Source organism: Humidesulfovibrio mexicanus, from assembly GCF_900188225.1.
Classification (GTDB): domain Bacteria; phylum Desulfobacterota; class Desulfovibrionia; order Desulfovibrionales; family Desulfovibrionaceae; genus Humidesulfovibrio; species Humidesulfovibrio mexicanus.
In genome coordinates this window covers 450,862-476,750 of record NZ_FZOC01000001.1, presented here as the reverse complement: position 1 = coordinate 476,750, position 25,889 = coordinate 450,862, and the positions used below count along the sequence as shown (strand labels likewise).

Below are 25,889 nucleotides of genomic sequence, written 5' to 3'. Positions count from 1 at the left end.
TGACTATGTCTGTCGTTGATCCCATTGCCGACATGCTCGCGCGCATTCGGAACGCCCACGGGGCCTTCCACTCCACCGTGGAGATGCCCGGGTCCAAGATGAAGGCCGCCATTGCCGAGATTCTGAAGACCGAAGGCTACATCACCGATTGCGCGAGCGCTGATGGCTCGCTTAAGCTGACCCTCAAGTACGCCGCTGGCAAATCCGCCATCTGCGGACTGAAGAAAATCAGCACCCCGGGACGCCGCGTGTACGTTGGCGTCGAGGATATTCCCCAGGTCCAGAACGGCCTGGGAATCTGCATTCTGTCCACCTCCCGCGGCCTGCTCGCGGGCGGGCAGGCGGCTGCCGAGAAGATCGGCGGCGAACTTCTGTGTGAAATCTGGTAAAAGAGGTCCGTCATGTCTCGAATCGGGAAAAAACCTGTTCCCATCCCTGCCGGGGTGGAGGTGAAAGTCGGCGCTGAAGCCGTGCAGATCAAGGGCCCCAAGGGCGCCTTGTCCACCCCCGTGCACCCGAGCGTCACCTATACCGTCGAGGGCGCCGAGGTCGTGGTGAGCCGTGTAGACGACTCCCGCGTGGCCTGCAGCCAGCATGGTCTGCGCCGCACCCTTCTCGCCAACTGCATCGAAGGCGTCACCAAGGGGTTCCAAAAGACCCTCGAGGTCATCGGCGTTGGCTACAAAGTCGCCGTCCAGGGGAAGAAGGTGGTGCTCACCGTCGGCTTCTCGCACCCGGTGGAGTTTCCGTTGCCGCAGGGCATCGATGCCGCCGTTGACGGCGTGAAGCTCAACTTGTCCGGCATTGACAAGCAGCTTCTGGGCGAAGTGGCCGCGCAGATCCGCCGCGTGCGTCCGCCCGAACCGTACAAGGGCAAGGGCATCAAGTACGCGGAAGAACACATCAGGCGCAAGGCCGGCAAGTCCGGTTCCAAAAAATAGCGGAGTGCGGCAATGAAGATGACCAAAGAACAAGCGCGGGCTCGCAGAAAGCTGCGCATCCGCAAGAAGGTGACCGGCACCGGGCTGAAGCCCCGGCTCGTGGTTTTCCGCTCCAATGTGCACATATACGCTCAGCTCGTCGACGACGAGAGCGGAGTCACTCTGGCCAGTTCTTCCACCCTCGTGTTGACCCGTGCGGGCCAGGCTGTGCACGCCAACCGGGAGGGCGCTGCCAGCGTCGGCAAGGACATTGCCGAAAAAGCCAAGGCCAAGAACATCGAGGCCGTGGTTTTTGACCGCAACGGCTACATCTATCACGGCCGAATCAAGGCCCTTGCCGATGGCGCCCGCGAGGGCGGCCTCAAATTCTAGGGTGGGTTGACATGGAACAGAACGATTCCGGATTCATCGAGAAGATCGTGTACCTGAACCGCGTGGCCAAGGTCGTCAAGGGCGGCCGTCGGTTCAGCTTCAGCTGCCTGGTGGTCGTTGGTGACGGCCAGGGCAAGGTGGGCTACGGACTGGGCAAGGCCAATGAGGTCCCCGAGGCCATCCGCAAGGCCACGGACCGCGCCCGCAAGGACATGATCAGCGTTCCCGTCCTTGACGGCACGCTCCCCTATGAAGTCCTTGGCCGTTTCGGCGCCGGGCGCGTCATGCTCAAGCCCGCCAGCCGTGGTACCGGCATCATCGCCGGCGGACCGGTGCGCGCGGTCATGGAGGCCGTGGGTGTCCACGACATCCTGACCAAGGCCATTGGCACCAGCAACCCGCACAACGTGTTGCGCGCCACCATGAGCGGCCTGGCCGAACTGCGCAGCGCCGAGAGCGTTTCCGACGTGCGCGGCAAGACGCTGTCCACCCCAAGGAAGTAGACCCCGCTTCGTCGGGATCATATACGAGGTTCGCCGTGGTTACGATTAAACTCCTCCGCAGCCGCATCGGTTGTTCGCCCGCGCAGCGCAAGACGCTGGACGCCCTGGGCCTCAAGCGCATCCGGCAGGAGAATACGTTTGAGGAAGCCCCCTCTGTGGTGGGCATGATTGAGAAAGTGAAGCACCTTGTTGAGGTGACCAAGTCATGAGACTGCACGAACTGTATCCCTTCCCGGAAGAGTACGCCCAGCGCAAGCGCGTTGGCCGCGGCCCCGGCTCCGGCTCCGGCTGCACCTCCGGTCGCGGCAACAAAGGCCAGAATTCCCGTTCCGGCGGCGGACGCCCGGCCTGGTTCGAAGGCGGCCAGATGCCTCTGGCGCGCCGTTTGCCCAAGCGCGGGTTTAAGAATCCGCACCGCGTGGTGTATGAGGCCATCAACCTGGACCATCTGTTGGCCGCTTTCCCTGGCGCCACGGAGATCACCCTTGAGGCCATTTACGAGCGCGGGCTGTGCAAGTCCGGCGCTCCTCTCAAGGTGCTTTCTCGCGGCGAGGTGCCCGGAAAGATCAGCATCGAGGCGCACCGCTTCAGTGCAGCGGCTGTGGAGAAGATCACCAAGGCGGGCGGAACCGCAAAGGCACTGGAAGGGTAACAAAACGTGGCGCTCTCCGGTGTTGAAAATCTCGCCCGCCTGCCCGAGCTGAAGAAAAAGCTCCTTTGGACCTTCCTTCTTCTGGCCGTGTACCGCCTCGGGATCCATATCCCGGTGCCGGGCGTGGACAGCCATGCCCTGACGGAGTTCTTTGACAGCGCATCGAACACCCTGTTCGGCCTGTTCGACATGTTCTCCGGCGGCGGCTTGAAAAAGCTGTCCATTTTCGCACTGGGCATCATGCCCTACATCTCCGCGTCCATCATCCTCCAGCTCTTGACCGTTGTGAGCCCCGAGCTCAAGCGGCTGAGCAAGGAGGATGGCGCGGAGGGCCGCAAGAAGATCACTCAGTACACGCGTTACGGCACGGTGCTCATCACCTGCATCCAGGGGTTCGGCGTCGCCGTGGGCCTGGAGAGCATGGCCAGCCCTTCGGGGCAATCCCTCGTGCTCTTCGGGGGCTGGGGATTCCGCTTCGTAACCATGGTCACGTTGACCGCGGGCACGGTTTTCCTCATGTGGCTGGGTGAGCAGATGACCCAGAAGGGCATCGGCAACGGCATCTCCATGATCATCTTCGCAGGTATCGTGGCAGGATTGCCTTCGGCGCTGGTGAACACCTTCCGGCTTGTGAGCGCGGGCGAACTCTCGCTCATCATGTTGCTTGTGGTCCTGGTGCTCATGGCGGCGATCCTCGCCTTCATCGTGTTTGTGGAGCGTGGTCAGCGCCGCGTCCCCATCCATTACGCCAAGCGGATGCTTGGCCGAAAGATGGTCGGCGGGCAGACGACGCATCTCCCGCTGCGCATCAATGTTGCAGGTGTCATACCTCCCATTTTCGCATCGAGCATTTTGCTCTTTCCCGCGACTTTGGCGAACTTCTCCAGCGTTGAGTGGCTGCAGAAGGTCTCGGAGCATATGACGCCGACATCAGTAGTCTACAATGTCGCGTTCATCGCGTTGATCCTCTTCTTCGCCTACTTCTATACGGCAATTCTTTTCGATCCCAAAAGCATCGCTGAGAACATACAGAAGCAGGGAGGGTTCATTCCGGGCATCCGTCCGGGCGCGAAGACGCGCGAATACATCGACCGGGTACTGGCCCGCATCACCCTTTGGGGTGGGTTGTACATGTCGCTGATCTGCGTCTTGCCCATGTTGCTCATCAGCCAGTTCAACATCCCCTTCTACTTTGGCGGCACAAGTTTGCTCATCGTGGTCGGTGTGGCAATGGACTTCATGGGCAAAATCGAGTCTTACCTCATCTCCCGCCAGTACGAAGGCCTGATGGGGGGTGGCAAGGCCCGCATCAAGGGCAGGCAGTAGGTGAAGAAAGCGCGTGGCATCTTTCTCAAAAACGAGAAGGAGCTTGGCCTCATGCGAGAGGCCGGTCGCATCGTTTCCGTGATTTTGGATGAAATTGGCAAGGCCGTGAAACCAGGCGTGCCAACAATGCTCTTTGAAGATATTGCTCGCAGGATGTGCGACGAGTTCAAGGTCAAGCCTGCATTTTTGGGCTATCTTGGATTCCCGTTCGCCATCTGCTGCTCGGTGAACGAAGAGATCGTGCATGGTTTCCCCTCCAAGGATCGCATCCTCAAGGAGGGAGATATCGTGAGCATCGACATGGGCGTTGTGTTTCAGGGCTTCCACGGGGATTCCGCAAGGACCTTTCCGGTGGGAGTTGTAAGCCCTGTTGCGCAGCGGCTCATGGACGTTACCCGGGAGTCTCTGGAACTGGGCATTGCCCAGGTGCGCAGCGGGGCGAACCTCTACGACGTTTCCGCCGCCATCCAGCAGCACTGCGAGAAGGCCGGATTCGGGGTGGTGCGGAGATTTGTGGGGCACGGCATTGGCGTGAAGCTCCATGAAAAACCGGAAATCCCGAACTTCGTCCCGTCGGGCCTCTCGGGGGTGACGCTCAAGCCGGGCATGTGCCTGGCCATTGAGCCCATGATCACTGAGGGGAGCTATGATGTTGACATTCTGGAGGATCGCTGGACAGCGGTGACCAAGGACCGAAAGCTGGCCGCCCACTTTGAGCATACAGTGGCGGTGACGCATGACGGCCCGGTCTTGATGACTGTGAGCGATTAGAAAATGCTTGCCTTCTTTTGATAAGGCATATATTTTCCTCCGTCTCAACAATGGTTGTTAACGCTCGGCCTATGGTCAAGCATACTGTGTAGATCGGCGGCTTTACGCAAGACGCCGGAGAAAGTGGAGTAGGGCATGAAAGTACGGCCTTCCGTGAAGAAAATGTGTCCCAAGTGCAAAATCATCCGTCGGCGCGGCGTTTTGCGGGTTATCTGCGAGGATCCCCGGCACAAGCAGCGCCAGGGTTAATCAGAGAGGGGTGCAAGAGTGGCTCGCATTGCTGGCGTTGATCTGCCCAGAAACAAGCGGCTGGATATTGCGCTGACGTACATTTACGGCATTGGCCGGACGACAGCGCTTTCGATCCTTGACTCCGTCGGGATCGATTGGACCAAGAATTCCGATGTCCTCTCCAATGAGGAAGTGAACCTCATTCGTGTGGAGATCGAAACCAACCACAAGGTGGAAGGTGACCTGCGTCGAGACGTGACGCAGAACATCAAGCGCCTTATGGACATTGGCTGCTACCGCGGTCTGCGGCACCGCAAGGGTCTCCCTGTGCGTGGACAGCGCAGCCACACCAATGCGCGCACCCGCAAGGGACCGCGTCGCACCGTGATGGGCAAGAAGAAGGCCCCGTCCAAGTAGGCGGCGGATCTTCCCCACAAGGATATATGAGCCGGACGCCATGAGGAATCATGGTGTTCGCGCTTTTCCGAATGACATCATCGCCTGCGGGCGAAGCGAGGACTGAAATGGCTAAACCCCGTCGCACAGGGAAGAAGAAAGAGAAGAAGAGCATTCCCGTGGGCCTGGCCCACGTCCATGCCAGCTTCAACAACACCATCATCACCTTCACGGACTTGAAGGGGAATGTTGTGAGCTGGGCCAGCGCCGGCGCCTCCTTCAAGGGCTCCCGCAAGAGCACTCCGTTCGCTGCGCAGATTGCCGCCGAGAACGCCGCACGCAAGGCTCAGGATTGCGGAATGCGTCTGGTGGGCATCTTCGTGAAGGGACCTGGTTCCGGGCGCGAGGCCGCCATGCGCGCCATCAATAACGTGGGCTTCAAGGTCAGCTTCATCCGCGACGTGACCCCCATCCCGCACAACGGCTGCCGGCCTCCCAAGCGCCGTCGCGTCTAAGACCAAGGAGGAAGAATCTTGGCTCGTTACACTGAAGCGAAATGCAGGCTCTGCCGCCGCGAAGGGCAGAAGCTGTTCCTCAAAGGCGACCGCTGCTTCACCGACAAGTGCTCCTATGAGCGCCGTCCGTACGCTCCCGGTTTTGCCGGCAAGCTCCGCAAGAAGTTGACCGACTATGCCGTTCAGCTGCGTGAAAAGCAGCGCGTGCGCCGCATGTATGGCATTCTTGAGGCGCAGTTCCGCAGCTACTTCAAGCGCGCCGAGGCTCAGAAGGGCGTCACTGGTGCCAACCTTCTCATCTTGCTGGAGCGCCGCCTGGACAACGTGATTTACCGCCTCGGCTTCGCCAATTCCCGCGATCAGGCGCGCCAGCTTGTGCGCCATGGCCTGTTCACCCTGAACGGGCGCAAGGCCAACATCCCGTCTCTGCTTGTTCGCCCCAATGACATCGTTGAGGTGCGCGAGACGAGCCGCAAGGTCCCGGTCATCACCGAGGCGCAGGAAGTCATTGCCCGCCGTGGCTGTCCCGCCTGGCTGGAGAGCGACGGCGCCGCGTTCAAGGGCGTTGTGAAGGCTCTGCCGACCCGGGAAGACATCCAGTTCCCGATCAATGAGCAGCTCATCGTCGAACTGTACTCCAAATAAGCAGGTGTAGGCATGCTTATTCAAAACGGCGACAAGCTTATCAATACACGCAATTGGTCCGAGCTGGTGCGGCCGGAGCAACTCGCGCGCGACCCGAAGTCCACGGACATGTACGGGAAGTTCGTTTGCGAGCCTCTGGAGCGTGGGTTTGCCACCACCATAGGCAACTCGCTGCGCCGCGTGCTGCTGTCCTCCCTTCAGGGTGCCGCCATCGTTGCCGTGCGCATCGAAGGCGTGCAGCACGAGTTCACCACGGTCAAGGGCGTGCTTGAGGATGTCACCGAAATTGTGCTCAATCTGAAGCAGGTGCGTTTGGCCATGACCAGCGTCGAGCCCCAGAAGCTCGTCCTGGAGGCAACCAAGAAGGGCCCTGTCACCGCTGCCAACATCAAGGAAAATCAGAACGTTCGCGTTTTGAATCCGGAACAGCCCATCGCCACTCTCTCCGAGGATCGCGAGCTGCGCATGGAGATCGAGGTCCGCATGGGCAAGGGCTACGTGCCCTCCGAAATGCACGAGGGCCTGGAAGACGAGATTGGACTCATCACCATGGACGCCAGCTTCTCCCCTGTGCGTAAGGTCGCCTACATGGTGGAACAGGCCCGCGTTGGGCAGATGACCAACTACGACAAGCTTCTGCTTGAGGTCTGGACCGATGGCTCCCTGTCCCCTGAGGATGCGGTGGCTTACAGCGCCAAGATCCTCAAGGACCAGCTCTCCGTGTTCATCAACTTCGACGAGCAGTCCTCGGACAAGAAGAAGAGCGCGGACATGGACATGGACCTCAATCCGAACCTGCTCAAGAGCATCGACGAGCTTGAGCTTTCCGTGCGCGCCACCAATTGCCTCAAGGCCGCCAACATCGCGTATGTGGGCGAACTGGTCCAGCGCACCGAAAACGCCATGCTCAAGACCAAGAACTTTGGCCGCAAGTCCCTGGATGAGATCCGCCGCGTTCTGGAGAGCATGGACCTGCGCTTTGGCATGACCGACGAGGTCGTGGAGAAAAAATTCCAGGAACTGCTCAAGAGGAAAGAAAGAAATGAGGCATAACAAGTCCGGGCGCAAGCTCAACCGCAACAGCTCCCATCGCAGCGCCATGTTCAAGAACATGGCGCGTGCCGTGCTCATCCACGAGACCATCCGCACCACTGAGGCCAAGGCCAAAGAGCTGCGCGGCGTGGTGGATGGCCTCATCACCCTGGCCCTCAAGAACGACCTGAGCGCCCGTCGCCAGGCCTACAAGGTTCTTGGAAACCACCAGTTGGTGAAGCGCCTCTTCGACGAGGTTGGCCCCCGCTACACCGGCGGAAACGGCGGATATACCCGTATCGTCAAGCTCTCCCAGCCCCGCGTGGGCGACAGCGCCCCCATGGTCATCTTCGAGCTGACCAAGCTTGCCGAGCAGGGTGCAGAAGTCACGGCCCCCAAGGCCGAGCCCAAGACTGAAGCTGCGCCCGCCGAATAGGGCGGATCGCCAGTTTAAGCGTGCATTGAAAAGGACGGCTCTTTGCCGTCCTTTTTTTTGTCTTGCCGTATAGATATGTCGAATGCTAAAAGGCCCGCACACCGGAGGTGGTAAATGGATTTCCGCAAACTGGAAGCCTTTTGCAAGGTTTTTGAGCTCAAGAGCTTTTCCAAGGCCGGCCTTGAACTGCAGCTCTCACAGCCCACTATCAGCGCCCATGTGGCCAACCTGGAAGAGGAACTGGGCGTCCCGCTTTTCGACCGCCTCGGACGGACGGTCATGGCAACACAGGCTGGCGAGGTCTTGTACCGTGGCGCCAAGCAGGTGTTCCAGCAGGTGGGGCGAATCAATTCCGAGATCGGGCTTTTGCGCGACATGGTGGTGGGAGATCTGCTCCTTGGGGGCAGCACCATTCCGGCCAACTACATCCTTCCCCCGCTGCTCAAGCAGTTTCTGGCCATGTACCCCTCTTTGCGGGTGCACATGACCATCGGGGACACGGATTCGATCATCCGCCAGGTGGGGCAGGGGCGCCTTGAACTCGGCATTGTCGGCTCGCAGCCCGAGCAGCAGGGCATTTCCGCCACGCCGCTGCACCACGACGAACTTGTCATGGTTGCGGCTCCCTCGCTTTTGGAAGGGCGCGATAAACCGAAGACCCTGCGCGATCTGCGCTCCTGGCCTTGGATTTTTCGACAGCGGGGCTCTGGGACGCGGCGGTATCTGGAAACCATGCTCAAGGCTGCGGCCATCACCATTGGCGACCTGAAAGTCAGCCTCTGGGTGGAGAGCACGGAGGCCGCCATCCAGTGCGCCTTGGCGGGCCTTGGCGTCAGCGTCGTGTCACGCCTGGCCGCCCAGCCGCATCTGGACAGGGGAGAGCTGGTCTGCCTGGATGTCCTTGCCCAGAAGCTGGAGCGCTCCTTCTACCTCATCCAGCGGCAGGGACGCGAGCTTTTGCCCGCTGCCAGCCTGTTCATCGAGCACGTGCGCAACGCCACCAAGGCGTAAGCGCCGTTACAACGGCAGAAACGCCAGCTCAGGCGGGGCCGGGATCACCCCGGCCTCGGCCAGGCGTTCATAGAAGAGCCGCAGCCCGTCCAGTTCCTCCAATCCCAGATCGTACACCAGCCCGTCGAAGTAGGAACGCATCTCCGTCTCGCTGAGGATGCTGCCCCTGGCGGCCACGGCGGAGATGCGGTCCAGGTTCGCCTGGCCCCATTTCTTGGCGTGAATGAGCAGCCGCGCCCCGGCCTTGATTTCCTCGCGTCGGGCGCAGGCCGGCTCTCGCCGCGCAATCCACAGTCCGAAGATGAAGGGCAGCCCTGTCCACTGGCGCCAAGCTTCGCCCAGATCCATGCGGTGCGGGTAGTCCGGGTGTCGGCGCAGGTTCAGCGCCTCGTCCCCTATGCAGAGAATGGCCTGGGGCCGTTCCCCGGTCGCGAGCAGGGCGGTGGCGTCGCCGGTGCGGTAGCGCGGAGACACGCCGACATGCTGCCGGAGCAGCAGGTCCACCAGCGCGGCCGAGGTGTGCGACTGGGCGCTTACCAGAACGCTGGCCCCATCCAGTTCTTCTGGTCTGGTGCGGCTGATGAGCAGCACGCTCTGCACCGGCCCCCGGCTGCCGATGGCCAGGTCTGGAACGATGAGGTACTTCTCCGGATGCCGCGCGTACTCGATGCAGGAGCATCCCGAAAGGTCCAGCCGCCCCTGGTCCATGAGGACGTTCAGTTCGGCTGGCGGGCCGGAGACCAGCTCGAAGGGCGTATCCGGCTTGAGGATGCCTTGCTCCAGGGGGTAGTGCAGGGGCAGCACGTTGAGGTAGCCGATGCGGCCCAGGCGTATGGGGGCGGGGGACAAGGGCAGCATCAGGCCAGCGCCTCCTGCGCGGCGGCCGTTTGCGCTTGGGGAACCTGCGAGTAGTCCATGCGGCGCTGCCTGGGCGTGAACCCCGCGGTGAGCACAAGCCGGTCGATCTCCTGGCGCGAAAGGCGGAAGCTCACCCCGGCGGCGCGAACCACGTTCTCCTCGATCATAGTGGAGCCGAAATCGTTGCCGCCGAAGAAGAGCGCCAACTGCGCGATTTTTGGTCCCATGGTGACCCAGGACACCTGCACGTTGTCGATGTTGTCCAGCACCAGGCGCGAGAGGGCCAGAACGCGCAGATACTCCACGCTGGTCAGTTTGCGTGCGGCGATGTTGGTGTTTTCCGGCTGGAAGGTCCAGGGGATGAAGGCTGTGTAGCCCCCCCGGGCGCCCCGCAGGGAGCGGTCCTGGCTCTCCCGCACGGCGAACAGGTGCCGCAGGCGATCGTCCGGCTCCTCCTCATGCCCGAACATCATGGTGGCGGTGGTGCGCAGCCCCTGGGCGTGCGCCTCCTCCATGATGCGGAGCCATTGCCTGGCCGAACACTTGTTGGGCGAAACCTTGGAGCGCACGGCGTCCACCAGTATCTCCGCTCCGCCGCCGGGGATGGAGTCGAGTCCCGCCGCCTTGAGCCGGGCGATGACCTGCGCGGTGGACAGCCCGGAAATCTTGGCGAAATGCGCCACCTCCGGCGGAGAGAAGGCGTGTATGTGGATGGGGTAGGTGCCCTTGATGAAGGCCAGCATGTCCTCGTACCAGGAAAGCGGCAGATCAGGATGGTGGCCGCCCTGCATGAGGATCTGCGTGCCGCCGAGTTCCAGGGTCTCCTCGATCTTTTTGCCGATTTGCTCATGGGAGAGCACGAAGCAGTCCGGATTTCCCGGCGGGCGGAAGTAGGCGCAGAAGCGGCAGGCGCAGACGCACACGTTGCTGTAGTTGATGTTCCGGTCCACCACGTAGGTTACGATGGGTTCCGGGTGCTTGCGCAGCCGCACGCGGTGCGCCGCATGGGCCAGGCCGTGCAGGTCCGCGTGCCGGTAGAGCGCCTGCGCGGTGTCGAAGTCCAGGCGCGCGCCTTTTGCCGCTGCGTCCAGCAGGCCGTCCAGGGTGGCGGGGGAAGGCGCGTCGGTCCAGCATTTGGCGGCATGAGGCTGGCTGATGGGGCGGAAGCGCGCATCGCGTTCCACTGGCTCCAGGCCCATGCCCCGAATCATGGCCTCCAATGCGCTCTTGGACAGGCCTTGCTGGCTTTGCGCGCCCGCCATGTGCCCGATCTTCTCCTCCACCACCGTGCCGTCCAGGTCGTCGGCTCCGAAGAAGAGCGCGGCTTGCGCCTGTTTTACGGTAAGCATGACCCAGTAGGCCTTGATGTGCGGGATGTTGTCCAGCATAAGCCGACAAATGGCGATGGTGCGCAGCTCGTCGGTTCCCGTAAGGGGCTGCCGCACCTTGATGGCGCTGTTCTCTGTCTGGAAGGGCAGGGGGATGAAGCAGGTGAAGCCTTCTTCGCCCTTGGCCAGGGACTGGTCTTGCAGGCGGCGCAGCCTGTCCAGGTGGTCCAGCCGGTCGCCGATGCCTTCCAGGTGGCCGAAGAGCATGGTGCAATTGGTGGCGAGCCCCAACTCGTGCGCCTCGCCGTGGATGCGCAGCCATTCTTCGGCAGTGGACTTCTTTGGGCAGATGCGCGTGCGCACGGAAGGCTCGAATATCTCCGCCCCGCCGCCGGGAAGCATTTCCAGCCCGGCAGCCTTGAGACGCTCCAGCACCCCGCGCGTGGACAGCCCCTCAAGGGCGGCGAAGTGCGCGATCTCCACGGCCGTGAAGCACTTGAGGGCCGCGTCCGGGAACTCGCGTTTGACGCTTGTGAGGAGTTCCTCGAAATACGCAAGGGTCAGGTCTGGGTGGCAGCCGCCCACGATGTGGACCTCGCGCGGGGGCAGTGGGGCGTTGCGCAGGCGCTCCAGGGCCTGGTCCACGGTGAGCTCGAAGCCGCCTTCATGGCCTTTCTCGCGCTGGTAGGCGCAAAAAGCGCAGCCGTTGACGCAGACGTTGGTGTAGTTGATGTGGCGGTTCACCACGTAATAGGCGGCGTTCCCGTGCATCCGTGTGCGCACCATATGCGCCAGGGCGCCCACGGCGGTCACGTCAGGGCAGGCGTACAGCCTGTGGCCATCATCAATGCTCAGGCGTTCTCCGGCATGGACCTTGTGGGCGATGTCCAGGATGCCGAGGTCGGCGAAGCGGTGTTCGTCACGCATGGGAATCTCCTGCCTGTGTTGTGTCTGCATTCTGGAGTGCGGGCGGGCAAAAGCCCCGGCTCAGGGTGTCGGCCAGGGCGGCCAGACGCGCGGCCCGCAGGGGCTGGTCGGCGCTTGAGAGGCCATGCCCCGCGTCGAGCAGGGGCGAATCCTGGGCGCTGAGCGCCCGGTCCAGCGCGGCCTCGATAAGGAAGGCGGCGGTACGCGGGTCCAGATCCGCGCGGATTTCCCCGCGCGCCTGGCCGCCCTCCACCAGTTCGCGGAAATAGGTCAGCGCTTCGCCGCGCAGTTGGGACAGCAGGGCCTCGCGCAGGGGGAAGTCCTCCTGCGCCGCCATGCGCCGGTAGATGCGCCAGATGCGCGGATGCGCCCGGGCAAAGGCCGCGCCTTCCACGAACACCCGCCGCAGTCGCAGCGGGAAAGGCTCTCCGGCGTCCGCATCGCGTATGGCTTTCAGCGGGGCCTTGATTTCCTCCAGCGCCCTGGCGAACAGGTGCCGGAACAGCCCCTCCTTGTTGCCGAAGTATTGGAACAGCGAACCCTTGGCGATGCCCAGCCGGGCCACGATGCGGTTGACGCTGGCCTGATGGTAGCCGTGTTCCGCGAATTCGGCCAGGGATTCCTCCAACACGCGGCCCTGTTTGAGCGGGGCCAGCTTGTCAAAGACGGGAAGCGGCGCTGGGCGTGGGGCGTCCATGGGCTTGGGCTTGCCTCCGGCTGGGCTGCGGGGTACAGTGCCCGGAGAAATGACCGGGTGGTCATTGGTATGCCGGGCGGGCATCCCTGTCAACCGCTCCGCCGCGTTTCAAGCACAAGTCAATACAATTCGGAGACATGCCGTGCGACTGAGCCTGCACTATTCGCCTTGCCCCAACGACACCTTCATCTTCCACGCCCTTTCGGCCGGGCTGGTGCGCGTGCCGGGCGTGGAGTTCGCCGTGCGCCTGGCCGATGTGGAGCGCCTGAACCAGGCTGCGGCCGGGCACGAGCCGGACGTGTGCAAGGTTTCCGTGGCTGCGGCAGCGGCGGTGCTGGACGAATATCTGGTGCTGCGCGCGGGCGGTGCCCTTGGCCGCGGCGTGGGGCCGATTCTGGTGGCCAGGGCGGGCGTTCGGCTGGAGGACCTGGATGGTCGCCCCGTGGCCATTCCCGGCAGCCGCACAACGGCGGCGCTCATCTTTGGCCTGCTGTGCAGGGAGCGGGGCATCGCGCCCAGGTTGGTGGAGCTGGTCTACGACGAGGTCATGCCCGCGGTGGAATCCGGCGCGTGCGCCGCCGGGGTCGTGATCCACGAAGGACGGTTCACCTATGCCGAGCGAGGGCTTTCGCGCCTGCTCGACCTTGGGGCCTGGTGGGAGGACGCGCGCGGTCTGCCCATTCCGCTGGGCTGCATCGTCATGCGCCGCAGTCTTGGCCTGGATCTGTGCCGGGCGGTGGACGAGGGGATCCGCCAAAGCTTGCGCCACGCCCGCGCGCATCCCGAAGCCAGCGCGCTGTACATTCGGGAACACGCGCAGGAGATGGACCCGGAGGTTATCGCAAGGCATATCGAGACCTTTGTCACCGAGGCCAGCCTGGACCTTGGCCCGGAGGGCGAAGCGGCCGCCGTGGCCCTCATGGGCGAGGCACGCCGTGGGTTGGGCCTTGGCGCGTTCCCCCGTGGCCTTTTTTTGCCCGTCGAAGCTGTTTGATTGGCCTTGTTGACGGTCCTCCTCTTGCCCCAACCCCATAAATGCGTCAGGAAGCAGAGAGTGGGGTGAATCGCCATGCGCGCAATCGTGCTCCTGCTTCTGCTGTCATGTCTTTGTCTGGCTTCGCCCGCCAGCGCGGATGCCCCTGCCGCGGCGGCGTCGCAGGAACGCGAGGCTTCGGAATTGGCGGCGCAATGCCCGGAGCTTGTCTACACCGCCAATCCCAACTATCCGCCATACCATTGGGTTGACAGCAAGGGGCGACTTGTGGGCGCAAGCGTCGATCTGCTCAAGCTTGCCGCGCCGCCGGGCGTGAGGCTCAAGCCCGTGGCGCTTCCGTGGAAACGGGCGCTGCTTTTGGCCGAGCGCGGCGAGATCGACCTGATTCTGAGTCTGCGCATCACCCCGGAGCGTTCCCGGTATTTGACCTTCGTCCCGGCGCGCGCCTTCCCCAATCCCATAGTGGTGTTTGTCCGAAAGAACCGGGCCTTCCCGTTCACGTCCTGGGCGGACCTCAAGGGGCGGCGCGGGGGGCTCAGCATGGGCGACACCTTTGGCGCGGGGTTCGACGAGTACTGGCGGGCCGAGTTGTCCCTGGAGGAGGCCAAGGACATGGAGGGCAACTTCAAGAAGCTCCACGCGGGCAGGATCGACTACTTTGTGACCAGCCGCTACGTGGGCGAGGCATATGCGGCGCGGCACCCGGAAATGGCCGACATCGTGCCCTTGGGCGCGCCGATTTCCGAACAGGATATCCATTTCGGGTTTTCCCGGCGTTCGCCCTGCGCGGCTCTGTCCCGCTACATCAGCCGCAGGCTGCGCGAGCTTGACCGTTCTGGGGTGTCCGAACGCTTGCTCACGGAACACTTGCGGCGTCTGCGCTTGGGCGCAGGTGCGCAGACACGGTAGCGAGCGTTTTGCATGGAAAAGGGCCGCGGGCGTTGTCGCCCGAGGCCCTTGGAATGCTTGAGCCGGGGAAGCCGAAGACTACTTGTCGGCCTGGAACACCAGTTTTTCGTCCAGATCGTTGGTCCAGGGCAGGTTCGCGTTGCGCCAGCCGTTGACCGTCCGCTTCCCGAATCCGGGGCTGGCCTTGTCTGTGTTCTTGTCGCCCTCGAAGCCGTCAATGATGTTGAAGACGTTGGTGAAGCCCGCCGCAATGAGCTTCTTGGCCGCAAGGGCGCTGCGGTGACCGGAGCGGCAGAGCATCGCGATGGCGTCGCCGGGCTTGAAGCGCAGCTTCATCTGGTCCACAAAGGCCGGATTGTCCGCCAGGGGCATGGCCTTCTTCCCGGCGTCGAATTTGCCCACCCACAACTGCACGGGGACATTGGGGGCCATTGTCGGGTGCCCGACGAAATCGTACTCTTCCGGCGTGCGTACATCCACGATGGCCACCCCTCCCGCTTTCCAAAGCTCATGCGCTTCGGGAGAGGTGAGGTACTTGCCGAGCGGCGTGTGTTTGCGCTGGTCCTGCGGCGGATCGGCGGCCAAAGCCATGGCTGTGAATCCGAGGCAAAGCACGAGTGAACAGAGGGCCTGAAGCAGGGCGCGAGGGGTCATTCCTGGCCTCCTGGGTTGGGGGGAACAGCGCGGGATTGCGCCATGTGAAAAAAATAACGAAATATATTTTGGAACGCAAACGAAACCAACGCCGAGGCGCGCACAAAGATGAAAAGGCCTGGGCGCATCCGCGACCCAGGCCTTTTGGCGATGGTTCCGCTTTTGTCGGCTATCTGGCGGGGATCTTCATGACCGGGACCGGATGGTGCCGATCGGCCTTCATGCCCTGGGTGTGGCACACCACGCACTGCCCGCGCGCGCCCAGCACTCCGGCGAAGCCCATGTACTGCACGGGCTGGATGTTGTCCCGGTCCTTGCCGTAGTCGCTTTGGGCCACGTAGGTGGCGTGCGGCGCGCCGTGGCAGCCGATGCAGGGCATGGAGCCCATGGCGTCCTTCTGGGCGCGGAAGAGCTTGCCCGGACCTTCCACCCAGACGTTGAAGGCCATGGAGGTCTTGCGGTCGGGCCGCTTGCCGTCCGTGTGGCACGTGGAGCAGTCCGGCTCCTGCAGCCAGGGAGAGCGCGCCTTCACCGCGTCCGCGTTTTTGACCATCTGCGGCTTGAGGTGCTCCATGAAGCTGGCGGCCCGGGCCTTGCCCTGGTTCAGCTCGCCCTTGAGCAGCGAGATGGTGTGGTCCTCAAGCAGGCCATGGCAGCGCGAGCATCCGATCGTGTAGGCTTGATGGTTGTCGCGCAGACAGCGGGTGACCCCGGTGGGGCTGTCCGGGTGGCAGCGCGAGCAGGTCACCTCGCCTTGGCCGGTGAGGTAGTTGGCGTGAAAGCCGTGGATGGCCGCAGGAAGGTTCAGGCGCTTGGGGTCGCCGGGCGCGTTCAGCAGCGGGTCCGGGTGGCAGCTTTGGCAGAGCACGGGCTTGCCCTTTTCGGCCTGAGCCAGCAGCTGCGTGCCGGAGCGCTTGTCATGCACGGCCAGGATGTTCTTGGCCGTCTCGGCGGAGACGCCGGACACTCCGTTCTTGCGCCAGGGACCGCCATGGCAGCTGCGGCAGCCCATCTCCGAGCCCACCGGGGCCACGAATCTGGTCTGCGCCAGCAGCGCGCCGGACGAGTCCTTGGCCCGCATGGTGAACAGCGGGTAGGGGTTGATGCTCCCGTCGTCCGAGAATGGCGTCACCGGAATGCCTGCGGCCTCGAAGAGCTTCGTCTTTTCGTTGTAGGCCAGGGTTCCGGCCATGCCTTTGCCCGAGGCCGAGACGTTGAGCGGCAGCTCCTTGCCCAGGAGGGACGGCGCGAATTTCCACAAATCCACGTGGGCCGAGGGATTCTTGAAGCCGTCCTGGACCTCGTAGGAGAGCTCCACCCCCTGGCTTACCAGCACCGGCTTCGGCCCGCGCTTGACGAGCACGGCGTTGAAAGCGTTGCCCGGCGGCAGGAAGGAGAAAAAGGCGTCGGCGTCGGTGATGCACTTCATGCCCAGCGTGTTCCAGGCCAGCAGTACGTACGCGTCCTTGGCAGGATCAAAGGGCGGGACCTCGTGCCTGAGGGGCTTCACCGGAACCATTTGCACATCATCGGGCTTGCGCTTGTTGATGACGATGGTGATGTATTCCGCCAGGGCGCGCTTGTCCTTGGCCGTGCCCTCGAAGAGCGGCATGTGGTCGAAGAGCCGACCTTGGCCGGTGATGTACGCCTCCATGCCCACGGTGGCCACATGGCGCGTCAGGGGCTTGATGTCGTTCTCGTCCCCGCCGATGCTGTGACAGGGCAGGCATTGCTCGGCATAGAGCTTCTTGCCAAGGGCCAGCCGCTGCTTGAGGGCCTTGCCGCCCGGCCAGACTGGAGCATGGCTTGCGCCTCCGGCCGCCAGGGCCGCCCCCGCGAGGCCCAGGCACAGCCCGGCCGCACAGAGCCAGGCCGCAAATTTTCCCCTGACTGTCCCACTGCTTCCGCCCATGCTTCCTCCCTTGGATTGTGCGGGGCCGCGCCGTATGCGTTCCACCCGGGCCCGCGTGCGGCAGAGCCGGTATTGTCAGCACAATACCGAAAGCGCAGAAACGGTCAAGCCCATCATCGGCTGCGAGTTCCACTCTCTGGGTTAGTCCATGGGCTGTGCGGCCAGCAGGGCGCGGCGCTGTTTCCAGTCCGGCATGACGGCCGCGAGCAGGGCGTAAAAGCGGGCGTCGTGGGCGTGGCGCAGCAGATGGCAGAGTTCGTGGGCGGCCACGTACTCGATGCAGACGAGCGGGGCCTTGACGAGGTGCAGGTTCAGAGTGATGCGCCGCTGGCGGGAGCAACTGCCCCAGCGGCTTTTCATGGCGCGAATGGTGAGGGCCTTGGGCCTGGGCGCGCCCAGTGCGTCCAGGCGCGGCAGCAGTTCGCGGATGACGTGGGCGAACAGTTCGCGCGCCTGCACGGTCCGCCAGCCTTCCACCAGCCTGCGCACGGCCTCGGGCGTGGGCTCCCGGCGGGTGGCCACGATAAGGCGTTCACCCTCCAGACGCACGCTGTTGCGCGGTTCCCGCGCAAGGCTCAAGGTCAGCTGGGCGCCCAGGTGCAACAGTCTGGCGCCGTCCTCGAACAGCGGCGGGGGCGCGGCCTGTTTGCGCTGGCGGAAGGATTCGAGATGTCTGTGTATCCAGGCCGCCTTGGCCTCCAGCCGCTCCAGGATGAAGGCCTTGGAAGTGCCCTTGGGCGCGCGCACCCGCAGCAGCCCCTCGGGCCGGATGGAGATGCGCAGACTGCGGAAGCCGTCGAAGGAGAGCTCCACGGGCGCGGGTTCGCCGTCCAGAAGCAGCTCGAAGCGCGCGGGAGGCTCGGGCCGGGCGGGTTTGCGCGTGCGGCCGAACATGGCCTAGCCCCTGGCTTTCCCGTTGCGGCTTGCCGGGTTCTGCCCTGGCGCGGCCCGGCTTGAGCGGTCCTGGCTCAGGAACACGCCGCCCAGCACCAAAGCCGAGGCCAGGTACTGCCCCAGGCCGAAGGTCTCGCCCAGCACGGCCCAGGCCATGAGCACTGTGGCCACGGGGATGAGGTTGATGAAGGCCGAAGCCTGGCTGGCGGGGATTTTGCTCACCCCGTAGCTGTACAGACCGTAGGCCCCCATGGTGCTGGCCGCGCCCAGATACGCGATGGACAGGGCCGGAACCAGCACGAATTCGCGCGGCAGGCTTTGCCCCGGCAGGAACATGAGGGGCAGGAAGAACAGGCAGCCGAAGGCGGCCTGGGTGAAGGTGAGGAACATGGGCGAATAGCGCGCCGAGAGCTTCTTGAGCAGGATGGTGTAGCCCATGGCGCAGCACATGGCGAGGAATTCCAGGAAGTTGCCCATGGTTGGGTTGGGCGCGTTTTCCGTGGCCGAGGACAAGAGCGAGAGCAGCACCGCGCCGCAAACGGCCAGACCGAACCCGGCCCAGGTGCGGGCGCTGACGCGCTCCTTCAGGATGAAGTGCGCGCCCACAGCCACCAGCAGGGGCAGCATGGCGGTGATCATGCCCGCCTGGGCGGCCTCGGTGTTCTTGATGGCCGCGGTCTCAAAGAGGAAGTAGAGGCCCGGCTCGCACAGGCCCATGAGCGCGATGGGCTTCCAGTCGCCCTTGCGGTAGGGCTGGGAGCGGAAGCGCGGGTACAGCGGCATGAAGCACAGCACCGCCACCACCATGCGCGCAAAGACCACGAACATGGTGTCGTAGGCCTGGAAGGCCAGCTTGAAGGCGATGAAGGCGCTGGCCCAGAGGATGCTCGCCGCAGTGAGCGCCAGCATGGGCAGCAGCGCGGCGCGCCGTTCGTCGGTCATGGTCCGTCTCTTTGCTGTTGTTCCGCCGCGCGGCCATGGGGCCTTGCATCGGGAAGGCTGGCGTACCACCCTTGCCGCGCCAAGGGAAATCAAATGTTGCGGGGATTCCCGGCGTGCCGGCTTATGTGCCCGCGCCGCACAGGGCGTCCACCCGCCGGAAGTACTCCCGGCGGCAGAAACGCTCGGTTTCCAGAAGCATGGCGAAGGCGGGTCGAAAATCGTCGTCCGCCGCGGCGAACAGCCCGTGGCCGTACACGATGGCCGCCCGACCGCCGCCAGCGCCCGCAGGGGCCGAGGCCAGGGCCGGAGGCAGGGTGTTGCACAGCCCGTACGGCCCGGCGCCCACCTCGCCCGGAACGATGGGCGCGACAAGCCCGGACGCGGCGTCTTCCACGGCGCGGGGTCGCGAACAGGCGCGGTGGCAGCCGCCCTGGCCCGGGCAGTCCAGATGCTCGCAATCCATGGACAGGATCACGGCGAAGCGCGGGTGCCCGTGCAGAATGACCCGCGCGCCGCAGACATCGTACACGGCCTTGTGCGCACTGTATTCGCTGGATGCGGTGAGCCCCACGCAGGAGGTCCCGTCCATGCGGCAGGGGTCGATGAGGCCTTCCAATTCGTCCAGGGCGCTCCCGGTCTGGCTGATGAGCAACAGCTCGCCTTCCGGAGACGCCTGCCTGCAGGACACGTTGCCGAAGGACGAGTCCACGAGCCCGTAGTCCACCACTGCCCGCCCTGCCTGGGCCATTGCGGCGCGGGCCTGGTCCGCGTGGGAGAAGGGACCGGCCATGAGTTCCGGCGGCGCGTGCGGCAGACGCTTCTGGTCGGCTTCCACCAAGTCGCGCATGTGGGCCAGTTCCCGGTGCAGGTACGGGGTAAGGTCGCCCTGCCTGGCCTGGCGCAGCCGCCGGGAGAAGTAGGCGACGAAGCAGGCGAAAGCCACGGAGCTGGCCGTGACGAAGGTCTGTTCCGGGCTGACGGCCCCAGCGGCGGCCATGAGGGCGCGGCCGTGATGCAGCACGATGCAGCCCTTTCGCCGGGCCAGGGCGCGGGCAAGCGCCGTGGGGTCAAGGCCGTCCACCACGGGCAGGTCGTGCAGGAAGGTGCGCGTCTCGCAGTCGCCGGGGGTCACGGCGTCCTGGCCTGTGTCCAAGGCCGCCTGCGCCAGGATGCGCATGGCTTCCTGGCAGGGACCGACCGGTTCCGCAAGAAGCAGGGCGCTGGCCCCAAGCTCGTGCAGCACCTGTTGGGCCACTGGCTGGCGCGGGTCGTCCGCCCGGCTGAAGCTGACGTCCGCATCCAGGGCGGCCAGCAGGGGCTCGCCCGGCGCGCACAGGCCCGCCTGGGCCAGTTTGGTCGAATATTTGAGCAGCTGCTCCCTCATGCGCGCTCCTCCGCATGGTGCGCGGGTTCCACTTGCAGGCCCAGGCGCGCGGCGGTCTCCGGCAGGGGCCGCCCCTGGGCGTCCAGCCCCCGGATGGTGCAATAGGCCTCGCGGGCGCGCAGGAAGTCCTGGCGCGGGATGGGCGGCACGGGCAGGTCCGCGGCGCCGCTGCCGGGCTCTGTGAAGAACCGCTCCGGCAGGTCGTCGTGGACCGAGCCAAAGCCCCAGGCCGCGTTGAGCTGGCGCTCCAGCACGCAGATGCGTTCGCCCACGGCCATGAGTTCGGCCCCGGTTGTCGGTTCGCCCGTGACGGCGGCCAGGGCGCGGGCGTATTCCTCAAGCCCGGCGGCCAGCAGCAGGTGACGGCACAGGGTAAGGGATTCCGCGGCCGCAAAGGCGTCCTCGGCGAGCTTGATGCTGCGCGCCTTGCCGGAGAAGCTGAAACGGTCCGTGGCCACGGGCTTGCGCAGCACCTCGTGGCTCAGCGGATTGGCGCGCAGGTGGCTGCCGCCCTGGGTGCTTACGGCGTAAGCCAGGGCCAGGCCATAGCCTCCGCGCGGGTCAAAGGGCGGCAGGGCCAGGCCTTTCACGGCCATGGCCAGTTCCGGGCGACCCTGCTTGGCGGCGTAGGCGGCGACGCCCAGGCCCAGCTCGCGCCCAAGGGCCGCCTCCGGCCCCTGGCCCGCGGCCATGCCGAGCAGCAGCGCCAGCACCTGATCCGGGCCGTACTGGCAGCCCGTAAGCTCGCGGTGGCAGGCCAGGGCCGAGGCCGCGCCCACGGGATCGAGCCCCAGGCAGGCGCAGAAGTCGTTGGCCCGCATGACCAGTTCCGGGGCGCTGTTGCCGATGAGGGCCGAGAAACCGCATTGGGCCTCGTATTCCGGCATGGGGCGGCCGTCTCCGGAAAGGGCCATGCACTGCACCGGGCAGCCAGGGCAGCCCCTGCGCAGGGGGTGGTATCTGGACTCGAAGGCGTGGGCGTTGAGCCCCCCGGCGTGGGCAAGGCGCGTGCGCGCGAAATTGTCCGTGGGCATCATCCGCCGGGCGTCCATGAGGTCGAAGAGGCTCATGGTTCCGTGGCGATGGAAGCCGTACTGCCCCATGAGTGCCGGGGAGGCGTGGACCAGGCGCAGAATGTCCTCCACAGCGCCCGAAAGTCCGGCCGGATCGGCGACGCGCACCACGCCGGAGCCACGCACCGCGATGTACTTGAGGCCCTTGGCTCCCGCCGCGAGGCCAAGCCCGCAGCGCCCGGACGCGGTGCGGGCGTCGGTCATGAGCGCGGCCAGCGGGCAGCCGTTATCCGCAGCCGGGCCTGTGGCCAGCAGGGCCCCGGAAGGGCGTTGCTCCCGCAGTTTCAAAAACAGATCCGGCGTTGGCAGGCCGACGAGGGCCGAGGCGTCCGTCAACCGCGCCTCGCCGCCGTCGATCTCGATGCCGCGCGGGCCGGTCGCGCGCCCGGTGACGATCAGTGCGTCGAAGCCTGCGCGCTTGAGCTCCATGCCCAACTCGCCGCCCAGGCTTTCGTCGCCGACAGCCCCGGTGAGGGGCGAGCGGCTGGCCGCGTGGCAGCGGCTGGAGGCCGGGGCCTCTGTGCCGGTAAGGGGCCCGGCCGCGAAGATGAGCGGCATGTCCGGCGCGTCCCAGGCCAGGCCAAAGCCGTTCCGCAGCAGACGCATGGCCAGCCCCCTGCCCCCCAGGAAGTCGCGGCGGGTCTCCTCCGGCAGGGGCTGGGTCTGAAACGTCCCGCCGGACAGGTCCACGTGAAGCACACGTCCCGTCCATCCATGCAGCGTGTGGCGCATCGGCTTTCAGTCCCTCCCAAGGCGATTGCGGCTTGACCCCGTAGCCGAAAGAAGTATGCTCTGCGCCCAGGAATCGCAAGGCCCCGCGTGCAGTTCGCGCGTATCGGGAGCTGTTTTGGAGGGAAAGCGTGGCAAAGGACGCAAAGGAAGAGATCGACGTTTCGCGGCGCAGGCTGCTGTTCGGTTTTCTGGACCGGGCGCGCGGGGCCGAGCCCGCCCCGGTGGCCGTGGCGTCGAATACCGCGCCCCTGCTCGCCCAGGCCAACGCGGCCTTTGGCGTGAGGGATTTCGCCGCCGCCGCCACCCTGTACAAGGAATTCCTGGCCGAGGAATCGGCCAATGGCGAGGCGCGGCAGCGCTATGGCGAGTGCCTGTACCGCCAGGGGCAGTTCATCCAGGCCAAGGTGGAGTTCGAGCGGCTGTTGCAGAAGAACCGCAAGGACAACCGGGCCATCCTGTTTTTGGGGCTGGTGCTGGCCCGGCTGGACCGCCTGCGCAAGGCCGCCGTGGTCTGGAAGCTCTTTTTCGACCCGGAGCGGGTGGCGCTGTCGCGAGAGTTGAACCTGCAAGTGGGCCTGGTGGAACTGGCCGGGGACGATGATCCCCTGGACGGTCCGGCCGCTGCTTTGGCGGTTGAGCGGGTGCTGGACACGCCCAGGACGGTCTAGCCTACTTCTTTTTGATCGCTTGCTTTTCCGCCAGCTTGGCCACGCGCGCGCGGATGTAGCCGGCGGCCATGTCCGCCATCTTTTCCTGGACCTCCTGTCCCCCCTCTGCGCCGCGACCCAGGGCGCAAAGATCCTCGCTCATGCGCCGTTCCATGCGCTCCGACTCCAGAAACATGACATAGGCCAGGGCAAGCGCCGCGCCGTTCTCTTCGCTTCCGTCGCAGAGCACGCGCAGCTGCTCCTCGCTGGCCGTCTCGAAGAGGCGGTCCGCGAACATGCCCGCCCAGCGCCGATAGAGCGACGGCAGCAGCGGGGGGATCATGGTGGAGAGGGTGCTGGCCGCGTCCAGGTCGGCTGCGGCCTGGGTCACGGCGAGGTAGTCGCGCAGGGCCTCGGCGCGGCGGTCCTCGTCCTGCGCTACGCGCGCCTGGATCACGGCCTGGATGTGCGCGCGCATGGCCTGTCTGAGGGCCGGATCCCGCACCAGGGTTTGCGGAGCGGCAGGAGGAATGTGCGGGGCTATGGCGGTGGACATGGGCGTCTCCTTGAAGGTATCCGGCGGCCGGGCGCGCCCCTGTCCGGGGGGCTTTCGGCCGATGCGCAAAGGGAGTATCACCGCCTCTCGCCGCTGGCAATGCGCCCGGCGCAAGGAGCCTGTATCGTGACGGAACTCGCGCATTCTCTGGAGCCTGTGCTGCCATTGGGCAAGGTGCTGTTCGCCTTCGGCGTGATGCTGGCGGGCCTTCGCCTGCGCCGCCCCCTGTGGCTTTCGGTGCTGGCGGGCGGCTTTGTCCTCGCCATGAGCTTCGGCATGTCGCCCCTGCAGTGGGCGGGCGTGGCGGCGGTGTCGCTGGTGGAGCCCGAAACCGTGTTCCTCATCCTCATCATGGCGCTCATCCTGTTCTTTTCCGAAGTGCTGGAGAAGAGCGGCCAGACGCGGCGGCTGATGCAGGCGGCCACGGGATTTTTGGGCGACCCCCGGTTTCGGCTGGCCTTCTTTCCGGCTTTGGTGGGCTTTTTGCCCATGCCGGGCGGGGCGGTGTTCTCCGCGCCGCTGGTGCGCGACATGGCCGACGAACTCGGCCTTGCGCGGCGCGACACCGCGCTGGTGAACTACTGGTTCCGTCACCTGTGGGAGCTGTGCTGGCCCCTGTACCCGGGCATCATCCTGGCGTCGTCCCTGGCCGGAGTCCCGCTGGCGCGGGTCATCGCCGCCACAAGCCCGTGCATCCTGCTCTGTGCGCTATTGGGCTGGGCGTTCATCATGCGCCCTGCCGTGGCGCACCTGGCCGGAGCGCCGCAAGGCCAGCGCCCCCCGCGAGACTGGCGCGCCGCTCTGCGCGAGGGCTTGCCCATGCTCATCGCCATCGGCTGCGGCCTGGGCTTCGAGGTGGGCATGACGCTTTTTGCGCCTGATCTCCCCTTTGAATTGGGCATCATGGCCGCGCTGGTGCTGGCCATTGTCTGCTCCTTGTTCCAGAACAAGGTCGGGCCGGGCTTTGTGGCCGGGGTGCTGGCCGATCGCGAGCTGTACCGCCTTGTGGCGCTGGTGGTGTCCGTGCTGGTGTTCAAGGATGTGTTGCAAGCCTCCGGCGCGGTGGGCCAATTGGCCCGCCAGGGCGCAGGGCCGGGAGCGCTCTTCGCGCTCACGCTCGCGCTGCCGTTTCTTGTCGGGTTCATTTCCGGCATCACCGTGGCCTTCGTAGGGGCCACAGTGCCCATCATTCTGGGTGTGTTGCACACCGTCGATCCGGCTGGCGCCCAGCTCATGCCGCATTTGACCCTGGCGCTGTTTTCGGGCTTCACCGGGGTCATGGTTTCGCCACTGCACGTGTGCTTCGTGCTCTCCTGCCAGTTTTTCGGCACGGATCTGGGCCAGGCCTGGAGGCGGCTTTTGGCTCCTTGCGCGCTGTTGCTGGCCTGCGGCGTGGGCTGGTTCTTCGTGCTTGCGGCCCTTGGGTAGCCGGGGCGCGGTGGGGGACTGGGCCAGCGGCCAAGCTCCGGGGGCACTCCCTGTTGCCGGGGGAGTGTCGGAGCGTTGGCCGCTGGCTTCCTGCAAACTGGCGAGGGGGTCTCGCTGCTGCTCCCTCTTCCATGCCATAGCTTTCTTGCCGTAGCAAGAAAATTAAATTCGTAACACTGTGTTCGTTCGGCTTTACAAGGCAGAAAGGGCCAGCCGCCACAGGGGCAGGGTGACGAAGGACAGGGCCGTGCCCAGGCTGACGACAATCGCCGCCAACTCCGGGTCCAGGCCGTTCTCGGTGGCCAATATGCCCCCCAGGACCATGGGCGGCATGGCGGCTTCGAATATGGTGACCTGCGCCACCAGACCGGTGTTGGCGAAGCCGAATACGGCCACTCCCAGCATGAGAAGCGGGGCGAGCAGGAGCTTGTAGACCAGGGCCAGGGCCAGGGGCGCGGCTGTCCCGCGCGGGGGCTTGATGCAGAGGCCGAGGCCCACGGCCAGCAGGGACAGCGGCACCAGCGTCATGCCGATGTGCCGAACACCGGCAAGCAGCCAGTCCGGCAACGCCACGCCGCGCAGCGCCAGCCCCAGCAGCAGGGCCTGAAAGGGCGGAAAGGCCGCCACCCGCATGAGGGCCTGGCGCACACGTTCGCCCTTGCCCATGTTTTTGCGCCCCAGGGGCGAAAGGTGCGCGGCGAGCAGCACGCCTGGAAGGGCCAGCACCAGCGAGGTGCCGGGGCTGTCGCACAGGAAGGCGACATAGGTGAGTTCGTGGCCGTAGCACGCTTCGATCATAGGCAGGCCGATGAAAATGGCGTTGCTGATGCCCGCGGTGAGCATGAGACAGCCGAAGGTCTCCCGCGAGAGGCCCAGAGGACGCCGCAGGAGTCCGAAGAAGACCCCAGCACCGGCGAAGACCACCCAGGCCATGCTGGCCGGGAGCAGCATTTCGGCGGAAATGGGCATGGTGCGGGCGGCGCTGAAGCACACCGCCGGGGCTGAAAGCTGGATGACCACCCCGGCGACGCAGCGGTCCGCCCCCTGGGGCAGGCGGCCCAGGCGGCGCAGCACAACGCCCAGGGTCAGGCAGCACACGGCGACGAAAAAGCTGTCCATCGAG

30 protein-coding genes and 1 pseudogene are annotated in these 25,889 nt (G+C 65.1%); 19 read left to right on the top strand and 12 right to left on the bottom strand.

Features of this window, described 5'->3' with window-relative positions; translation table 11 throughout:
- The first annotated feature begins 5 nt into the window (after positions 1 to 5).
- From rpsH to CHB73_RS02165, 15 genes are all read left to right on the top strand, one after another.
- Positions 6 to 389: a 30S ribosomal protein S8 gene (gene rpsH / locus CHB73_RS02235; RefSeq protein ID WP_089271630.1), complete on the top strand. Its 384-nt coding sequence runs from the start codon at positions 6 to 8 to the stop codon at positions 387 to 389.
- 12 nt (positions 390 to 401) lie between these two features.
- Positions 402 to 941 (top strand): 50S ribosomal protein L6, encoded by a 540-nt coding sequence (gene rplF, locus CHB73_RS02230; protein WP_089271628.1) that lies wholly within the window; start codon positions 402 to 404, stop codon positions 939 to 941.
- Positions 942 to 953: 12 nt separating this feature from the next.
- Positions 954 to 1,313, top strand: a complete 360-nt coding sequence (gene rplR / locus CHB73_RS02225) for a 50S ribosomal protein L18 (protein WP_089271626.1) — start codon at positions 954 to 956, stop codon at positions 1,311 to 1,313.
- A gap of 11 nt (positions 1,314 to 1,324) precedes the next feature.
- On the top strand, positions 1,325 to 1,816 hold the full coding sequence (rpsE, locus tag CHB73_RS02220) for a 30S ribosomal protein S5 (RefSeq protein ID WP_089271624.1): 492 nt from the start codon (positions 1,325 to 1,327) through the stop codon (positions 1,814 to 1,816).
- Positions 1,817 to 1,851: 35 nt separating this feature from the next.
- Entirely contained in the window at positions 1,852 to 2,025 is a 174-nt protein-coding gene (gene rpmD, locus CHB73_RS02215) for a 50S ribosomal protein L30 (protein ID WP_089271622.1), read from the top strand.
- Complete coding sequence (gene rplO / locus CHB73_RS02210; protein ID WP_089271620.1) at positions 2,022 to 2,468, top strand: 50S ribosomal protein L15; 447 nt, start codon at positions 2,022 to 2,024, stop codon at positions 2,466 to 2,468. Before rpmD ends, rplO begins: the two co-directional genes overlap by 4 nt.
- A 6-nt stretch (positions 2,469 to 2,474) precedes the next feature.
- Entirely contained in the window at positions 2,475 to 3,794 is a 1,320-nt protein-coding gene (gene secY, locus CHB73_RS02205) for a preprotein translocase subunit SecY (RefSeq protein WP_089271618.1), read from the top strand.
- Positions 3,795 to 4,565 (top strand): type I methionyl aminopeptidase, encoded by a 771-nt coding sequence (map, locus tag CHB73_RS02200; RefSeq protein WP_089271616.1) that lies wholly within the window; start codon positions 3,795 to 3,797, stop codon positions 4,563 to 4,565. It abuts the gene before it with no gap.
- Positions 4,566 to 4,700: 135 nt separating this feature from the next.
- Positions 4,701 to 4,814: a 50S ribosomal protein L36 gene (gene rpmJ, locus CHB73_RS02195; protein WP_089271614.1), complete on the top strand. Its 114-nt coding sequence runs from the start codon at positions 4,701 to 4,703 to the stop codon at positions 4,812 to 4,814.
- A gap of 18 nt (positions 4,815 to 4,832) precedes the next feature.
- The gene (gene rpsM / locus CHB73_RS02190; RefSeq protein ID WP_089271612.1) at positions 4,833 to 5,213 is read left to right on the top strand and encodes a 30S ribosomal protein S13; all 381 of its coding nucleotides are present in this window, start codon (positions 4,833 to 4,835) and stop codon (positions 5,211 to 5,213) included.
- 107 nt (positions 5,214 to 5,320) lie between these two features.
- Positions 5,321 to 5,707, top strand: coding sequence for a 30S ribosomal protein S11 (gene rpsK, locus CHB73_RS02185; RefSeq protein WP_089271610.1), 387 nt, complete (start codon positions 5,321 to 5,323; stop codon positions 5,705 to 5,707).
- Positions 5,708 to 5,725: 18 nt separating this feature from the next.
- Positions 5,726 to 6,352, top strand: coding sequence for a 30S ribosomal protein S4 (rpsD, locus tag CHB73_RS02180; RefSeq protein ID WP_089271608.1), 627 nt, complete (start codon positions 5,726 to 5,728; stop codon positions 6,350 to 6,352).
- 12 nt (positions 6,353 to 6,364) lie between these two features.
- Positions 6,365 to 7,405, top strand: a complete 1,041-nt coding sequence (locus tag CHB73_RS02175; RefSeq protein ID WP_089271606.1) for a DNA-directed RNA polymerase subunit alpha — start codon at positions 6,365 to 6,367, stop codon at positions 7,403 to 7,405.
- Positions 7,395 to 7,820: a 50S ribosomal protein L17 gene (gene rplQ, locus CHB73_RS02170; RefSeq protein ID WP_089271604.1), complete on the top strand. Its 426-nt coding sequence runs from the start codon at positions 7,395 to 7,397 to the stop codon at positions 7,818 to 7,820. The genes CHB73_RS02175 and rplQ overlap by 11 nt, the downstream gene beginning before the upstream one ends.
- Before the next feature lie 114 nt (positions 7,821 to 7,934).
- Positions 7,935 to 8,831, top strand: a complete 897-nt coding sequence (locus tag CHB73_RS02165; RefSeq protein ID WP_089271602.1) for a selenium metabolism-associated LysR family transcriptional regulator — start codon at positions 7,935 to 7,937, stop codon at positions 8,829 to 8,831.
- A 6-nt stretch (positions 8,832 to 8,837) separates the two neighbouring features.
- On the opposite strand, the gene CHB73_RS02160 is transcribed toward CHB73_RS02165, so the two are convergent.
- The 4 genes and pseudogenes from CHB73_RS02160 to CHB73_RS16675 form a co-directional block, all read right to left on the bottom strand.
- Positions 8,838 to 9,689, bottom strand: a complete 852-nt coding sequence (locus CHB73_RS02160) for a menaquinone biosynthetic enzyme MqnA/MqnD family protein (RefSeq protein ID WP_089271600.1) — start codon at positions 9,687 to 9,689, stop codon at positions 8,838 to 8,840.
- On the bottom strand, positions 9,689 to 10,792 hold the full coding sequence (mqnC, locus tag CHB73_RS16970; protein ID WP_407656596.1) for a cyclic dehypoxanthinyl futalosine synthase: 1,104 nt from the start codon (positions 10,790 to 10,792) through the stop codon (positions 9,689 to 9,691). Before mqnC ends, CHB73_RS02160 begins: the two co-directional genes overlap by 1 nt.
- Positions 10,793 to 10,846: 54 nt before the next feature.
- Positions 10,847 to 11,944 (bottom strand): annotated as a pseudogene (gene mqnE, locus CHB73_RS17035) (aminofutalosine synthase MqnE); the annotation flags it as partial.
- Positions 11,937 to 12,641: a TetR/AcrR family transcriptional regulator gene (locus CHB73_RS16675; RefSeq protein ID WP_179216854.1), complete on the bottom strand. Its 705-nt coding sequence runs from the start codon at positions 12,639 to 12,641 to the stop codon at positions 11,937 to 11,939. The pseudogene mqnE and the gene CHB73_RS16675, both read right to left, overlap by 8 nt.
- A 142-nt stretch (positions 12,642 to 12,783) precedes the next feature.
- Here CHB73_RS16675 and CHB73_RS02145 point away from each other — a divergent pair, with 142 nt between their 5' ends.
- Both CHB73_RS02145 and CHB73_RS02140 read left to right on the top strand, forming a co-directional pair.
- Positions 12,784 to 13,635: a 1,4-dihydroxy-6-naphthoate synthase gene (locus CHB73_RS02145; protein WP_235641476.1), complete on the top strand. Its 852-nt coding sequence runs from the start codon at positions 12,784 to 12,786 to the stop codon at positions 13,633 to 13,635.
- A gap of 75 nt (positions 13,636 to 13,710) precedes the next feature.
- Positions 13,711 to 14,544 (top strand): substrate-binding periplasmic protein, encoded by an 834-nt coding sequence (locus CHB73_RS02140; RefSeq protein WP_089271596.1) that lies wholly within the window; start codon positions 13,711 to 13,713, stop codon positions 14,542 to 14,544.
- Between the two features lie 78 nt (positions 14,545 to 14,622).
- Here the strand turns inward: CHB73_RS02140 and CHB73_RS02135 are convergent, their stop codons facing one another.
- The 6 genes from CHB73_RS02135 to CHB73_RS02110 form a co-directional block, all read right to left on the bottom strand.
- A complete protein-coding gene (locus CHB73_RS02135) occupies positions 14,623 to 15,198 on the bottom strand; it encodes a rhodanese-like domain-containing protein (protein WP_089271594.1) in 576 nt (191 codons plus the stop codon).
- A 169-nt stretch (positions 15,199 to 15,367) separates the two neighbouring features.
- Positions 15,368 to 17,110: a c-type cytochrome gene (locus tag CHB73_RS02130; protein WP_089271592.1), complete on the bottom strand. Its 1,743-nt coding sequence runs from the start codon at positions 17,108 to 17,110 to the stop codon at positions 15,368 to 15,370.
- Positions 17,111 to 17,251: 141 nt separating this feature from the next.
- The gene (locus CHB73_RS02125) at positions 17,252 to 18,004 is read right to left on the bottom strand and encodes a M48 family metallopeptidase (RefSeq protein WP_089271590.1); all 753 of its coding nucleotides are present in this window, start codon (positions 18,002 to 18,004) and stop codon (positions 17,252 to 17,254) included.
- A gap of 3 nt (positions 18,005 to 18,007) precedes the next feature.
- Positions 18,008 to 18,946: a DMT family transporter gene (locus tag CHB73_RS02120; protein WP_089271588.1), complete on the bottom strand. Its 939-nt coding sequence runs from the start codon at positions 18,944 to 18,946 to the stop codon at positions 18,008 to 18,010.
- A gap of 121 nt (positions 18,947 to 19,067) precedes the next feature.
- A complete protein-coding gene (locus CHB73_RS02115; protein WP_089271587.1) occupies positions 19,068 to 20,330 on the bottom strand; it encodes a class II aldolase/adducin family protein in 1,263 nt (420 codons plus the stop codon).
- A complete protein-coding gene (locus CHB73_RS02110; RefSeq protein WP_235641475.1) occupies positions 20,327 to 22,102 on the bottom strand; it encodes an aldehyde ferredoxin oxidoreductase family protein in 1,776 nt (591 codons plus the stop codon). Before CHB73_RS02110 ends, CHB73_RS02115 begins: the two co-directional genes overlap by 4 nt.
- Positions 22,103 to 22,263: 161 nt before the next feature.
- Between CHB73_RS02110 and CHB73_RS02105 the strand changes: the two genes are divergently transcribed.
- Positions 22,264 to 22,803 carry a tetratricopeptide repeat protein gene (locus CHB73_RS02105; RefSeq protein WP_179216853.1) on the top strand — a complete coding sequence of 180 codons (540 nt, stop codon included), beginning with the start codon at positions 22,264 to 22,266 and terminating at the stop codon, positions 22,801 to 22,803.
- A 1-nt stretch (position 22,804) separates the two neighbouring features.
- Here CHB73_RS02105 and CHB73_RS02100 read toward each other — a convergent pair whose 3' ends face one another.
- Entirely contained in the window at positions 22,805 to 23,338 is a 534-nt protein-coding gene (locus CHB73_RS02100; protein WP_235641474.1) for a hypothetical protein, read from the bottom strand.
- Between the two features lie 126 nt (positions 23,339 to 23,464).
- On the opposite strand from CHB73_RS02100, the gene CHB73_RS02095 reads away from it, so the two are divergent.
- The gene (locus CHB73_RS02095) at positions 23,465 to 24,766 is read left to right on the top strand and encodes a DUF401 family protein (protein WP_235641473.1); all 1,302 of its coding nucleotides are present in this window, start codon (positions 23,465 to 23,467) and stop codon (positions 24,764 to 24,766) included.
- Between the two features lie 192 nt (positions 24,767 to 24,958).
- Here CHB73_RS02095 and CHB73_RS02090 read toward each other — a convergent pair whose 3' ends face one another.
- Positions 24,959 to 25,885, bottom strand: coding sequence for an AEC family transporter (locus tag CHB73_RS02090; RefSeq protein WP_089271578.1), 927 nt, complete (start codon positions 25,883 to 25,885; stop codon positions 24,959 to 24,961).
- Positions 25,886 to 25,889 lie beyond the last annotated feature (4 nt).